Here is a 15439-nt window from a genome sequence, read left to right on the forward strand (position 1 = left end):
GAGGCGGCCCGTCACCGTCCTCCGCTCACCGTCCGGATCCCTCCACCACTCCGCCCCGAGGAACTTCCATGGCAGACGAGGACTTTCCAGAGAAGGAGGGGACAGATCCCGCTGTCCCCGAGGCAGAAGGCGTCACCGACAGCGAAGAGCTGGCCCACGCCATCAACGTCTTCGCCGATCTCGAGGGCGACGGTTCGGTCCCTCCCATGGGCACGGCCCAGGCGGTGAAGGACACCAACTGGTTCGCCAGCTACTTCTGGGACGTCGGTGACCCCAAGGACGCGGACGAGTGGTTCGGCTTCGACAGCAGATCCTCCGACGCCGACCTGCTCGGCGGCTTCGAGCGGGGTTTCGCCGTGTACACGGGCGTCCACCTCAACGACGCGATCAAGGAGCGCGGGGACACCGTGTGGGGGAGGTTCATCGACCGGTTCCCCACGATCCTCAACGCCGCCGCCGACTCCAAGAGGGGCAGCACCAGCTACAACAACAGCGTTCTCACCCGGATCCAGACCGACCTGGGAGACTACCGGGACTTCGCCAACGCCCGCTACGACGAACTCTGGACGCTGTACAAGGAACTCGACCCGGGCAACGAGAAGTTCGAGGGCGCGGGGGCCACCGCCCTGGGCCAGTACATGAGGAGCCTGGCCCTCGAATTCCGGAGCCTCGGCAACATGCTCGACCCGGCGGCCGACGCCGTGAGCTCGGCGCGCGCCGCCGTCAGCCCCACCTACATCGACGCGGTGATCGATGAGTACAACAAGTGGATCGGCGATCCGAACCACAGTCCTCGACGACTCATCCGTACCTGGTGGGAGGAGCAGCGTCCCCACGTCACCACGGTGGGCGGTACCGGCAGCAACATCAGGATCCGTGATCTGCCGACCGACCAGGAATCCACGTGGAAGACCTTCGAGACGGAGATCAAGGACCGGTGGTGGAACAGCCTGGCCGACCTGCGCAAGGTCGTGTTGGACGGCATCACCACGGTCTCCGGTGCCTATTCGAGCTCCTCCTCGTCCATCAGGCCCTACGTCCCGCCGCCGGTCACCAACGACACGACCGGTGGCAACGGGCCGGGCGGGTCCGGCGACAACGACCTCAAGTCGATCCTCGACGAGTTGTTCGGCGGTGGCGGCGACAACGACGGGGACGGTGACCTGAGGACGCGCCTGGATGAGCTGCTCAACGGCGGCGGCGATGACGAGACCGACCTGAGGACGCGCCTGGACGACCTGCTCAACGGCGGCGGCGACAACGACGGGGATGGTGGCGGAGACTCGATCCAGGATCTCCTCGACAAGTACCTCAACGGTGACGGCGGCAGCGGCGACCTCGGGGGGAACGGCGACGGTGGCGGTAACGACGGTGGCGGCGGTGGTGGAAACGGCCCCGGTGGTGACCGTACGGCTCAGGACATCATCGACGAGTATCTGGGGAACCAGACCCCCGAGAGCGGTGGAAGCGACATCCCCGGTGGTTCCGGAGGCCAGGAGATCACGGGCGGCTCGGGCGACCTCGGCGGTTCGGGTGACCTCGGCGGTTCGGGGGACGGCCTCGGAGGGCCCGGCTCCGGGGGGACGTTCGATGGGCTCGGAGGCGACCTCTCCTCGTCGGGAGACGGAGGGGGAGGGTCGGGTGGAGGAGGCCTGGTCCCTCCGCCGCTCACCCCGGGTATGCGTGTCATGGGGCCCGGCGGATCCGGTGGCGGTACGGGAGGTGGGCCTGCCGGCACCGGGCGACGGGACCAGGGAACTCCGCTCCCCGGTGGCGGCACCCTGCTTCCCGATGGCAGCACCCTGCTCCCCGACGGCAGCACCCGGCTTCCGGACGGGACCGTGCTTCCCGATGGCAGCACTCGGCTTTCGGACGGCAGCACCCTGCTCCCCGATGGCAGCACCCGGCTTCCGGACGGCAGCACCCGGCTTCCGGACGGGACCGTGCTTCCCGATGGCAGCACTCGGCTTTCGGACGGCAGCACCCGGCTTCCGGACGGCAGCACCCGGCTTCCGGACGGGACCGTGCTTCCCGATGGCAGCACTCGGCTTTCGGACGGCAGCACCCTGTTCCCGGATGGCAGCACCCGGCTTCCGGACGGGACCGTCCTGAGTCCGGACGGCTCTCGTATCGAGGGTGGTGGCTCGTCCTCCACCATCGGAGGACCGCCTCAGGGTGGTTACGGGGACCTCGGATCCTCCACGGACGGTGAAGGGCTCGGCTCCGTCCCGCCTCCTCCGGTCCGCGTTCCCACCGGGTTGGAGGGTCCTGGAGGCCTGGACCCGTCCTCGGGCGGGTCGAACGCCGATGAAGGCGAGGGTTCCCAGACCCCGGTCGGCTCCCGCGACCCGGGCGGTTCCGATGGCCTCGGCGGCCCGGGCGGGACGAACCGTCCGGGGCTTCCCGACAGCCCGAGCCTCGGCGGCTCGGGAGGCTCCGGTGATCTGGGCGGGGACCGTATCAAACTCCCCGACCCCCCGGTCCTCGACGCTCCGGGCGGTGGAGGCGGTGGTTACCCGTCCCCCGGATCCAACGGCCTCGGCGGATCGGGCGACCTGAACTCCTCTTCGGGATCCGGATTCGGTTCGGGCGGCTCCTCGATCGGAGGAGGCGGCGGCGGATCCGTGCTCACACCGCCCCCCGGGAGCGGCTCCCTGGGAGGCTCGGACGGGGGCGGCATGACCGCCCGTCCGGACTCGGGCTCCGTCGGAGGCTCGTCCGAGGGCAACGGAGGCGGTCGGGGGAACGGACCCGGCGGAACCAGCCCCTGGGGCGGTTTCGGTGGAGGTCAGGGAACGGACGGTTCCCTCTCGCCGGGGTCGGTCGGCACCCCCGGTGCACCCGGTACCCCGGGCACCCCCGGTATGCCCATGATGCCTCCGGGCGGAGCGGGCGGCGCCGGTGGTGGCGCCGGCGGGCAGGAACGCACCCGTACCACCTGGCTCGCCGAGGACGAGAAGGTGTGGGGCACCACCGCACGGGGCGGACCCGCCTCGTTGGGACGGCCCGGAACCCGAAAAGACAAGGGAGTGAGCGGCGTTGGACATGTCCCTACAGGGGCAGATGGAGAGGTCCCTCGAACAACTTCGCCAGACCCAGGAGCGCCTGGCGGAGGCAAGCGCAAACCTGGAGTCGGTTACCGCAGAGGCGGTGTCCAAGGATCGGATGCTCAGCGTGACGGTGAACGCCAGAGGCGAGATCGCTGAGCTGAGGTTCCACACCGACAAGTACCGGATGATGGCGCCCGCCGAACTGGCCTCGGCCATCGTCGAGGTCGTCGAACGCGCCCGGCGCGACGTGGCCCGACAGGTCTCCGACGCCATGGGCGGGCTGATCCCGGGCGACTCCGCCGCCCGGGAACAGGCGGTGGCGGGAGACCCCACCGCCCTGCTGGAGGAGCTCGGCCTGGGCAGGGTGCACCCGCCCACCTGACCGACGAGGCGGAGGGGACACGTCCCCTCCGCCCGCCCACACCGTGATGACACCACGACGACATAGGAGGAAGGAGAGGCCATGTCGGATCGCATCTCGATCGACCCGGAGGCGGTCGCCAGGGACGGCGCCGATATCCACGAACTCGCCGCCGAGGTACGCGCGATCGACCGGTGGTTCAACGATTCGGTCGACGCCCTGGGCAAATGCTGGGGTGAGGGCGACGCCGTGGCCGAGTCGTTCGAGAAGAACTACGTCCCGAACCGCGAAGGGTTCGGGGTCTTCCTGACGACGCTCGGCAAGGCCTTCGAGAAGACCGCCGAGGCCACGATCGACACCGCCAAGCAGTTCGGACGCTCCGAGCAGTACGGCATCGACAGCGCGACGCGTCTGATCGGTACCCAGAACACCCGCGTGACCGGCGGCGGCAGCGGGAGGCCCTGACCCCGATGGGAATGGAACTGCCCCCCGAACTCCGCAACCTGTTCTCGGTCCTGACCGGGTCGGAGTGGCCCACCGCCGACGAGACGCGGCTGTGGGAACTCGCCCAGGTCTACGGCACCGCCGCGGACCGTCTGGAGGTCGAGCTCCCCCAGCTCGTCATCCGGATCAAGAACAAGGTGCGGGAGAACTTCGACGCCACGGCGGCGGACTTCTTCGACGAGTCGGTGGACCAGTTCACGGCGGGGGAGCGCAACTACCTCGGCGAGGGCACGGCGGTCGCCCGGGGTCTCCAGGAGTACGTCCACAACGCGGCCACCCAGGTGCAGTACGCGAAGTGGATGATCATCGGCCAGCTCGTGCAGCTGGCCCTGGAGATCGCCTGGGCGATCGCGATGGCGCCGTACACCTTCGGCGCCTCCCTGGCCAAGATCCCCATCTTCAAGGCCATCACCAAGACCGTCATCGGGCGGGTCCTGTTCCGACTGTTCGCCGAACTGCTCCAGCAGATGGCGATCAGCCAGTTCTTCGCGCTCACGCTGGACGCGCTCATCCAGCGCATCCAGATCGACAACGGCTACCGCGACGAGTGGGACCACAAGCTCACCGAGGACGCCGCCAAGGGCGCCATGCTGGACGGTTTCCTCGGCACCGCCGCCGCCTTCGGCGGTAGCGCGCTGTCCAACCAGTTCAACAAGCTGCTCAACAACACCTCCGGCCCGGCCATCACCAAACAACTCGATGACCACTTCCCTACGGGCGGTCCCGGCAAGGGGCTGCCCGAGGGCATCGGCGACGTGATGGGCCGCAACAGCGACGATCTGCTGCGCCCCTACGGCATGGACAACCGGCCCGGGTGGAACCGTCCGATCGACGCCGAACGCTTCCGCAACGACATGGGGAACAGCTTCGCCGACTCCCTGGGCGACTCGATGAGTCGAGACCAGGCCCGAGAGTTCGGTGAACGCTACGCCGACGCCTTCTCCCGCCACTGGGGGAGGGACGGGCTCAACGACGCACTGAGCGACGTGGTGAGCAAGTACGGCCGCGGCATCGACCCGAAGCTGAGCGACTTCCTGACCAACGGTGTGCCCAACGGGGTGCGCAATGGTCTCTCCGACGTGGGGTCGCACTGGAAGAACTTCCTGGCGCAGCTCGGCGGCGGGGGCATCGCCAACGCGGCCCAGGGGATGCTCAGCGAGGGCCTGTTCAACCTGCTCTTCAGCGACGAGAAGACCTTCTCCATCACGTGGCTCTCCGGGGTCTCGGGGTTGGTCTCCGGAGCGGTCCAGCAGAGCCTCACCCAGGGCGGCCTGCTGCTCATCGACCAACTGAAGAACGCCGGCCCGCCGCCCGGCGTCCCCACCCCGCCCCCGCCGACCACGGGCGCTCCCGAGGTCGGGACGGGCGAAGGACCGGGCTCCTCGAACCCGGCCGGTGGACCGCCGTCGGAATCCGGTTCCTCGACGAACGGCTCGTCCACTTCCACCTCGTCGAACGATTCCTCCTCGACCGGCGAGGGCGGGGGAGACTCGCGCGGTTCCCAGAACGACGGCGCCTCGTCCGACCAGACCTCGACGCCTCCGCCGCCCCCGCCGCCCCAGCAGGTCACCACCGAGTCCTCCGACACGAGCGACCGGTCCGACAACGGCACCTATCGCCCCGCCGCGCCTCCGAACGACGACGGCGGCGGCTCGAACGAGTCCTCCACTACGGGCGACACCTCGGAGCAGTCCTCCGACCGGCCCGTCAACACCCCGGACGAGAACGACTCCGACCACCTGAACCGGGGCGATCGGGAGAACACGTCCTCGGAGAACGAGGGTGCCGGCGACGCCCCCGTCATCGGTGACCAGAACCAGGACAACGGTGATCGGGAGCGCCCCACCGAGGAGAACGGGGACGGTGAGGGTTCGTCGAACCCGAGCGGACCCGAGGGGGCCGGTCACACGAACGGGACCGGAGAGACGCCGCCCCAGGACGTCTCGAACCCGAACGAGACCGGGCAGGAGACCCCGGGCCAGGAGCCCTCGAACGAGGAGACGTCGAACCCGGCGACCCCGGTTCAGGGGGCTCCGAACGAGGATCCGTCGAACCAGGACACCTCGAACCCGAACACGACGGTCGAGGAGAACCCGGGCCAGGGGGCTCCGGACCAGGACCCCCAGAGGCCCCCCTCCCAGGACGCCCCGCTTCAGGAGGGGTCCGAGGGCGGCGGCGCGGTGCGGGAGCCGAACGGTTCCGAGAACGCGCCGGTCCGGGAGGTCCCGGATCAGGAGACCTCGAACCCGAACGTCACCCCGAACCCGAACGGGGCGGGACAGGAATCCCCGAACCAGGGGACCCCGGACCGGAACGCGCCGGTCCGGGAGAACCCGAACGAGGGGCCGCAGGCACAGGAGTCCCCGAACCCGAACGAGGCCGTTCAGGGGTCCCCGAACCCGAGCCCGAACCCGAGCCCGAATCCGAACGCGACCCCCGACGCGAACGAGACGGCGGGGAACACGCCGGACCGGGGCTCCCGGGAGGCCCCCGGCCAAGAACCCCCGAACCAGAACACACCGGACCGGGACGAGACGACCGGAGATCGGGGCCGCGACGACGACACCGGTTCCCACACGCAACCCCCGCCCGCGACGAACCCGGCCGGGCAGGGCGCGAACGACGGCGGCGCGTCCACCCACCGCCCGAACGGGACCGGGAACGAGGGCGCCTCCGAGGCGACCGCGAACCCCGAGAACACGGGCTCCGAGAACACGGACCCCGAGACCCGACCGTTCCAGGACGACACCGGCGACGAGAACACCCGGTCCTCGGACTCCGACACCCCCGTGAGCCGGCACCCCGACGACCAGGGGGCGTCGACCCACGACGACTCCGGCGCGACCACGCACCAGAACGACGGTGGGAACGGGACGACCCCGCACCCCGAAGGCGGGCCCGCGCCCGTCGTGATGGCCCCCCAGAACACCCCCCACGCGCAGGGCGGCCCCGAGACCACCGGGGACGGACGGCGCGGACCGGCCGGCACCCCGCCGGCACCGAAGCCGCGCCCCGACCCGGACGCCCCCGCCACCGTCTCCGAAGGGCTGCGCCCGCCCACCGACTGGCAGAACCTTCGCGACGACGTCGAACCGACGAGGGTCGGCGCGAACCGGGACCGCTCCGGTGTCGACACCGACGGCGTCGAGATCCTGCACGGGTCGAGCAAGGACGATCCGATCGTCTCGATCGCCGAACGCGGCTTCGACGTGCGTCGTATACCTCTGCCGAACCCCGACCCGGACGGCCCGACGCACGTCACCGAGCTGACGATCCGGATGAACTTCGACACCGGCCCCGGGGTCACCCCCGAACAGGCCGACACGGCCCGGCGGAACTTCATGGACCGTCTCGACGAGGTCGTCAACCAGCGCTACCGGCTGCCCGGCAGCGGCGACCAGCTCCACATCCGTGTGGAGCAGGTCGGGCCCGACGGACGACCGCACTCCGGCGTCACCTGGGTCCACGACAACCCGGATCTGCCCGGACGCAGCGACACCGCCAACTGGCGGCTGGACGACGGGGTCGACGTCTGGTTGCACGAGGCCCTGCACAGGGTCGGGCTCGACGATGAGTACCGTGACCCCTCCCAGGAACGATCCGGCCGCCCCCCGGCCGTGTTCCGGGCCTCACCGGACTCCAGCGCGGTCCACGAGGTCGGCGGTTACATGGACGCCCCCGGCGGACGCGACGGCAGGCCCCCGCAGATCCTGAACCACTACCTGGATCAGATCGAGAACCAGGTGAACGGGGCGTCGCGCTACGACGGACCGACCCGGCTGGGCGATCTTCCGAACTCCGTGCATCGCGACCTGGCCGCCCTGCTCGACCCCGATGGGACACGGAACCAGGACGACACCATCGCCCTGTTCGGCGCGGCCTACGACAACCGCGTGAGAGGTCGCGGCGACGACCAGGTCCGCGCCGACCTGCCGGACCGGCTGAAGGGCGACTTCGACCGCGTCGTCGGCGAGTGGACCTCGGACGGCCGTTGGGACGGCGCCCTCGACCGGGCGCGCGGGGCCGGTATGGAGTCCCCGCTGTCCCGAATGCCGAACGGTCCCACCCCGGTGACCACCGAGAGTGGTGGGAACCATCGCGCGGCCGGACCCTTCTCCGATCTGTTCAAGCAGAAGGGCGGGGGCGGAGAGGACAACGGTGGCGGCAGCGGCAAGAAGCCCGAGAGCCACCCTCTGAAGGACCTCTGGAAGGGCCGCGGCCGCGGTACCGACGACACCTCTGGGGAGTCCTCCGGTACCCCGCAGAGGGAGAGGCCGGCGAATCAGGACCGGAGCACGACCGAGCCGCAGGGGCCACCGCACGAGGTCACCGCCGAGGTGACCCCTGAGGTCACTCCTGAGGTCACTCCTGAGGTGACCCCTGAGGTGACTCCCGAGGTCACTCCTGAGGTGACCGCTGAGACCACCGGTGAGGAGACCCCGCCCAAGCCGGTCTCCCCGGAGACGAGTCGGATGCTCGACATGCTCGCCGACATCGGCCCCATCTCCAACGGGGACGGGTACTCCGGCCTGCACGTGAACCCGGACGTCGACGTTCAGGGACTGCGCCGGCGTCTGACCCATCAGCTCGCCGAGAACGGGGTGCGGCCGGACGCCGAGGCCCTCGCCAACGCCCTCGATCTCATCGGTAGCGGACGTGCCCGTCCGGACGACGTGTTCACGATCCCCGTCCACGACGCCTCCACCGGCGTCAGCGTCAACGGGAACGGCACCACACCGCCCCCGCGCGGCGAGGTGAGGCTGACCGTCGATCGAGAATGGCGTGACACCACCGGCTCCCCCGATCGGAGGCTCAACGCCGGGAACGCGACCGAGAACCGGGCCAAGGACGTCGGCACCGGTGCCCAACAGGGGCGCAAGAGCTTCAACCCCGGGCTCCCCATCACCGTCATCGGAGAGATCTTCGGCAAGGTGGCCATGGTCGCCCCGAAGTTGAAGACGTCCTTCGCGGTCCGCCAGCGCGGCAACGAGTTCCAGATGAGCGCGGAACGTCGTCACAAGCGCAAGGTCGACGTCGACGGGGACGACCCCTCACGCTTCACCGGTGACATGACCGTCTCGGCGGTCCTGGAGGTCTCTCCACTTCCCTCACCGTCCACGACCACCTCCGATCAGCGGGGGGCCGATGACCGGAGGCAGGGGACGGACGAACAGGAGGGGCCGCCGGCGGGGCCGCCCACCCGGGTCGAGTTCTCCGACCGACTGAACGATGTCGTCGACGTGGTCCTGGCGGGCCATGTGCGCGACGCGGACGCCGACCCGTCCACCACGGAGTCCTCCAACGGCGAGGGGTCCTCCACGGACGCCCAGAGCCCCACCCCCGAACGCCAGAGGCCCCCGGAGCGGTTCCGCACCGATGATGGCACCGGAGCTCCGGTCAAGGCCCCCCGTTTCTCGCGCACCATCGGGATCCTCGACGGCGGTCTTCCCAAGGACCTTCCGATCGACATGCGGACCCTGCGCGACAACCTCGGAAAGGCCGACCAGGGGAAGGTCCTGCGCTTCCCCTACCAGGACGACAAGGGCAACACCCAGTACGTGGAGATCAGCGGCGGCCCGGTCTCCTATGAGCGGGTCGGGCCGGAGATGAAGGACTCCTCCTTCTCCGACACCGACAAGTTCTCCAACAACGCCCAGAACAGCGCGGGGCGCACCAACAAGGAGGACTTCAAGGCGGGGGCCGCCTTCATCGGCACGATCATCCCCGGGGACGGGTCGTCGATCCTTCGAGTGGGGCCCGAGGTGACCGGAGGGGTCAAGGGCACCCAGAAGTACACGCGCGGTGTCGAACACGGCAGTGAGCGCATCTATAGCCCCGGGAGCAAGGGCGACTCAGCCTTCTACCGGGTGAACCGCACCTACACGGTCACGACCACCGAGGATCAGCCCTCCACCACTCGGAACACCACCGGGAACACGAACACCACCGCCGGTGGCTCGGGGAACACGGGCACCACGAGCACCGCTGGGAATACGAACAACACCACCGGGAACACGAACAACACGAACACCACCACCGCCGCCTCGGAGAACACGGGTGGTACGAACGACACCGAGAACGGTGGTGGATCGTCCAAGGACCGACCCACGGTACGGTCGGGCACGTTCGACCTGACCACCCTGGACCAGGTGACGACCGCCGACGCCCTGGCCATGGCCTCGGACAACACGGACCGGAGCACGGAGAACACCCCCGCCGAGCCCACCACACCCGGTCTCAACGGCGAACGCGTGGACAACGTGAGCGAGGCGGTCCCTCTACGGTCCGAATGGAGCGATGGACGCCTGCGCGACTCCAATGGTGAATCGCCCTCGACCGTCGCGGCCAAGAAGATCCACCAGCAGGTCTTCGACGCCCACCCCGAGCTGGTGACCGACCCCTCAGGGGCCAAACCGAAGGGTCGGGGTTTCTGGAGGACGCTGTGGCAGGGGGCCGACCTGCGCGTCGAGAACACGCTGAAGATCTACGAGATGGTCGGCGCGGCGATCGACGAGACCGGCAACCTGATCGGTGACGGTACCCCGATCCACCTGCGCACCGGTGGCCTGGGCAACGCCCTGACGCCCGCCCCCGGAACGTGGCGCTCGCTGGTCGAGAAGATGCCCGGAACGTCGTCGATCAAGAAGGACGACCGGGACGGCGCCGACTTCATCACCCTCCACCTGGAAGGGAAGCTGACCGACGCGCGGTTCGAGGGCTCTCGAAGCGGTGGATCCCTGAGCACCGGTCTCAACGCGTCGACGGCGCAGGCGGCGGGCAAGCAGAACACCACCACCTACAGTGCCGAAGCCACGGCGATGATCCAGACCCGTGTCGGATCGACGGCCGCCGGTCTGCCCAAGGGCATCTTCGAGGTCGGAGGCGGATACTCCTACGAGAACGAGAACGCGACGCCCCTGTCCGGCAACCGCAAGGCCGGGGTCGAGGCCTCCTCCAGCGCCAAGGGGGATCTGGAGACGTGGTCCTACGAGCTCGAACTCAAGATGAGGCTCGGGACCGACTCCGATCTCGTCGACGTGACCCCGGAGAGCTCCGGCACGGATCCGAAGAGGCCTCGGATCCTGTTGGAGGGGCCCAAGACGGTGCCCGTGTCCGGTGAACGCGCCCCGATCACCCCGACGACCGATCGAGACGCGGAGGCGACCCAGGCCCGGGAAGCGGCCCGGGAGGCCCTGGAAACGGCACGCGAGGCCCGCCGACAGACCGAGGAGGCCCGCGCCGAACTGAACCGTCTGAACGATCTCGCCGGCCGGCTCGGAGAGCGGGAGAACGCCCTGACCCAGGCCGAGAAGGAGCTGGAGAGCAGGGAGAAGAAGGCCTCCCAGGACGATGAGAACGCGCGGAACCTGGAGGACACGGCCGCCGAGGCCGAGAAACAGGCCGGCGACCTGAGGACCGAGGCGACCCGGGAACGCGCGGACGCCGCCCAGGATCTGAAGGACGCCGCGGAACGCAGGCGGGAGGCGATCGAGGACGCGTGGGCCTACGTCGACGCGCTTCAGACGGAGACGGACTCCCGTAACCGTCCCGAAGGAGAGGGGACACCGCCTCCGGGGGAACGCCGCACCCCGCCGCCGTTGCCCGACCTCCTCGACACCGGGGTGGACGCGCTCGGCGAGAACCCCGATCGGAACGCCGCCGACCAGGCCTGGAACAGGGCGCTCGACAACTGGAACGCTCTGAACGACGCCGAACGGCAGGCGGCCGACGCGGTCCGGGACGCAGAATCGGCCTACGCCGATGCCACGGGGCCCTCCTCCAAGGAAGGCGACGCGTCCGGCACACCGACGCCACGGCCGACCCCCGAGTCCTCCGAGGTCTACGACGCTCGAACGAAGTCGGAGGAGACGGCACGGGAGACCCGGGACCTCAAGGACAAGGCCGACGCCCAGAGCGAGAAGGCCTCCGGCAAGGAGAACGAGGCGACCGCGAAGGAGGAGGGCGCCGCCGGCGCGCGGAGTGAGGCCGACACCGGACGACAGCGGGCGGACGAATCCGCGGAGGACGCCCGGCAGGCTGCGCGGGACGTCGAGACCGCCCGGAACGACCGGAACGAGTCGGTGGCCGCGCGGGACAGGATCCCCGGGAGCGAGGAACGGCTCACCCGGGCCCGGGAGCAGGAACGGCTCAGGCACGACGAGGCCGCCACTGCGCAGGGACGCGAGAAGGACCACCGGTTCGCTCAAGACCGCGACACCCGTCTGCGTCCGCCGCCGGAGCGGAACGAGGAACGTCAGGACCAGGACCAGAACCGGCCGCACCGCTCTCGGGCCGACCTCGACCTCGACGGTCTGCCGCACGCGCCCAAGCACTCCACGTCGCCCGGGCTCAAGGACCGTATCCACAACGCCGTGAGCTCCGCCCCCGGCTACACCGCCGCCTCGCGTTCCGGTGAGGCGGTCATGGGCCACTGGAACGTCCTCAGTTCGCCCAAGGCACTCGCCGCCCACACGATGGACGTCCACGACGGCGGGCTCCCCCTGAAGGCGCAGTTCGAGGACGGTACGATCCGCCGTTCCAACGTCAACGTCGACATCAGCGCCGAACGCAAGTCGATGCACACCTCCGACGCCGTGCTCGACGGCGGCATCGACCTCACCTACAAGTCCGAGTCCGACCGGATCACCGGTAGCAGCGATAGCTCCGGGCACAACGTCACGGCCGGCCTGAAGGGCGAGGCGGTCCTCAACCAGGGCGACAGCAGGAACAACCGCCTGCGCGGCTCGGCGGGCGCGACGCCCTACGCCTCGAAACAGACGACGACGAAGGGCGACACCAACTCGTTCGGAGGGGAGGACAAGCTCTCCTTCGGCGGTAGCACCGTGAAGGTGACCACCTCCGACGAGTTCCAGGTGCACAGCAAGATCCGCACCCAGTGGAACGCCTTCGTCTCGGTGCCGATCACCTCCACGACGGAGGGGAACGGGTCCACCTCGAAGACCCCGCTCGAGAACGGCGGTGACCGGAACCGGAACGGGGAGAACCGGGAGCGAGCCGAGAACGAAGGGGACGGGGAGAACCGGGATCGGTCCGAGAACACTCAGGACGACGGCACCCGGGAACAGACCCGGGACGACACCGAGTCCGGCACCACCGAGTCGCGCTACCGCGTCCTCGACCTGGCCCAGAAGAACGCTCTGCCCTCCCCGGAGGGGCTCGACGGGGCGTTGGGGAAGGCCCGGGAGATCCCGAAGGACATCACGTTCGTCCCCGGGAACGAGACCTCCGGATACGCCCTCAACGGCATCGACACCAAGGCGGCCGTGGACGGGATCCTCCAACAGGTGAAGGACCAGGGGGTCGAACTCACCGAACAGAGCAAGAGCGACATCCGCGCCGCCCTCTCGGCCGGCTACACACGAGGGGACAACCTCCGGCTCCAGACGGGCGGTCTGGTCCTGCCGGTCAACGTGCGCGAGGGCACGCTCGGCGGGCAGCGCTTCAGCAGTAGCGGCTGGCTGCGCCTGGGGCTGAGCCGGGACGGTGACTCCGACCTCCACTCGGTCGAGGCAGGGCTGTCCTCGGAACGTTCCGTCTCGGAGTCCTCCGAGCACAACGAGTCCAAAGGCAAGCAGAAGAAGAAGGGCGTGACCGCCGGTTTGGACGGGGGATGGAACCCCGTCGCGGCGACCGGAACCGACGACAAGGGCGCCCCCACCTTCCCCAAGGACCGCTACCAGACCAAGACGTTGAGCGCCGGCACCGGTTGGGAGAGCGCGACCACCTCCACGGAGCTGACCTCCGACACCGACACGAAGACGACCTCGCGCACGATCAAGGCCCCCGGGATCACCGCCACCACGCCGATGAAGATCGACTTCACCCTGTCCCTGGACCACTGGTACGGAAGCGGTTCGCGGGGCGCGGCCTTCAGCTCGTCGGTCAACGTGGGCCCGCGCACCGAGGTGTTCCAGACGGGGACCTTCCTCCCCGACCCGCCCAAGGGCCCCTCGGCGTCGACCCCGCCCCCGCAGACCGAGACCCCCCGGGTACCCACGCCGTTCACGCCCACCACGGACGGTGCGAAGGACATCTCCTCCTTCGCCACCGACTGGCGTAACGGGCTGGGCCGTGACCAGACCATCCTGCCCATGGTCGAAGCGGTGGGTCAGGGGCCCATCGCCGACGCGGCGCTGATCGCCGAGGCGAAGGCGATGGGCTGGAACCCGGATGCCTCTCGGCAGAACAACGTGGCCGACGCCGTCGAACACCTCCGCCGGAACGGGGCGGGATCCCGCGGCCCCATGCTCGGGGCCGCCGTGGACGGGCACGTGCTGCGAGGGCTGTTCGGCCACGCGTCCGGGGGCGACGGCGCGACCCTGGTCGGCAAGGACCCGTACGGGCCCTTCGTCGTGCCCGGGCTGGAGACGAAGCTGTTCACCCAGATCGACCCGGACGGCGCCACCATCATCGGGGCCACCGGTGAACTGTCGACCGGGAAGGAGTCCACGGAGGTCCACCGCGACGAGCGTTCCGTGTCCCACTCCGGATCGACCGCCCTCACCCATGGGGCGGACCTCTCGGGCATGAAGGCCGTGGACCAGCCGGTCTCCGACTTCCAGGAGGGGTCGGCCCTCATCGGCGGCGGTACGACCGGTGCCGGCTCCGCCAGTACGGCGGCGGGCGGAGGCAAGCAGTCGGCCTCCACCGTGCACACCGTCGCCGACGCCCCCGTCAAGGGACGCGGATACCTGGTGCGGTTCCCCGTCGACGCCCTGCTCGTCGCCCAGCACACCGGGTCCGACGCCCCGAAGGCCGAGACGACCACGACCACCGTCGACGTCTGGCTGAGCCTGGACCAGGTCAAGGAGCTCGCCGGTGGGGTGAGCGCGGACTCCATCAAGGCGTGGGACGGTGTCGCCGACCGCCAGGACGCTGCGGCCAAATCCGAGAAGGAGCTCAACGGCGCGGTCGACAAGGAACTGGGGCTGGACCGGTCGGAGGAGGATCGGAGGAACGCCCGCAAGGCCATGGACCTGTTGTCCTTCGACCCCTCGCTGAAACCGAGCGCCTGGTCGGATCGCACCTCCAACGGGGTCGAGGCCATCCGCGACTACCTCGGCCTCGGCGCCGAGGGTCCCGGTTGGGATCGTTCGAAGGACCAGGACAAGGAGGCGAACGAGGCGGCGCAGGAGGGGCTGAAGGGGCTCCGAGAAGACCAGGGGACCCCCCACGGTCTCTCCAAGGAGACGGTGGACGCCCTGAGCGGCCTGATCGAGCGCCGCGCCGACCTGCTCTCCAAACTGCGCGAACACCGTGAGACCCTCGACACCTACTTCGAGGCCCTGCGCAAGACCCACCCGGCCTACGCCCCTACGGTCCCTCCGTCCACCCCGACCCTCTCGCCCACGGACACCTCCGGCGGCGTCGACCCGGCGATGCTCCAGCACTTCATGCAGGCCCTCTCCCCGTCCTCATCGAGTTGACGGGCCCACAGACCCTCTCCACACGAGTCGCTTTTCGCGGCCGCCCCCGAAACGCCGGAGCACTTCCGGTTTCCGAA

General features: G+C 69.7%; 4 protein-coding genes. All 4 read left to right on the top strand.

Going from position 1 to position 15439, the window contains the following annotated elements; all coding sequences use genetic code 11:
- Positions 1 to 68: 68 nt before the first annotated feature.
- Positions 69 to 3206 carry a hypothetical protein gene (locus U9J66_RS13315; RefSeq protein WP_326337819.1) on the top strand — a complete coding sequence of 1046 codons (3138 nt, stop codon included), beginning with the start codon at positions 69 to 71 and terminating at the stop codon, positions 3204 to 3206.
- Positions 3127 to 3432 carry a YbaB/EbfC family nucleoid-associated protein gene (locus tag U9J66_RS13320; RefSeq protein WP_274517537.1) on the top strand — a complete coding sequence of 102 codons (306 nt, stop codon included), beginning with the start codon at positions 3127 to 3129 and terminating at the stop codon, positions 3430 to 3432. Before U9J66_RS13315 ends, U9J66_RS13320 begins: the two co-directional genes overlap by 80 nt.
- 81 nt (positions 3433 to 3513) lie before the next feature.
- Positions 3514 to 3876: a hypothetical protein gene (locus tag U9J66_RS13325; RefSeq protein ID WP_161111032.1), complete on the top strand. Its 363-nt coding sequence runs from the start codon at positions 3514 to 3516 to the stop codon at positions 3874 to 3876.
- An 11-nt stretch (positions 3877 to 3887) separates the two neighbouring features.
- Positions 3888 to 15362, top strand: coding sequence for a WXG100-like domain-containing protein (locus U9J66_RS13330; protein WP_326337820.1), 11475 nt, complete (start codon positions 3888 to 3890; stop codon positions 15360 to 15362).
- The last annotated feature ends 77 nt before the right edge of the window (positions 15363 to 15439 follow it).

The sequence above is a fragment of the Nocardiopsis sp. LDBS1602 genome (genome assembly GCF_035818715.1).
Taxonomy (GTDB): domain Bacteria; phylum Actinomycetota; class Actinomycetes; order Streptosporangiales; family Streptosporangiaceae; genus Nocardiopsis; species Nocardiopsis alba.

Bases quoted from the DNA above. Each gene is read 5' to 3' on its own strand.
- U9J66_RS13315 (WP_326337819.1), top strand. From the start codon at position 69: ATGGCAGACGAGGACTTTCCAGAGAAGGAGGGGACAGATCCCGCTGTC.
- U9J66_RS13325 (WP_161111032.1), top strand. From the start codon at position 3,514: ATGTCGGATCGCATCTCGATCGACCCGGAGGCGGTCGCCAGGGACGGC.
- U9J66_RS13330 (WP_326337820.1), top strand. From the start codon at position 3,888: ATGGAACTGCCCCCCGAACTCCGCAACCTGTTCTCGGTCCTGACCGGG.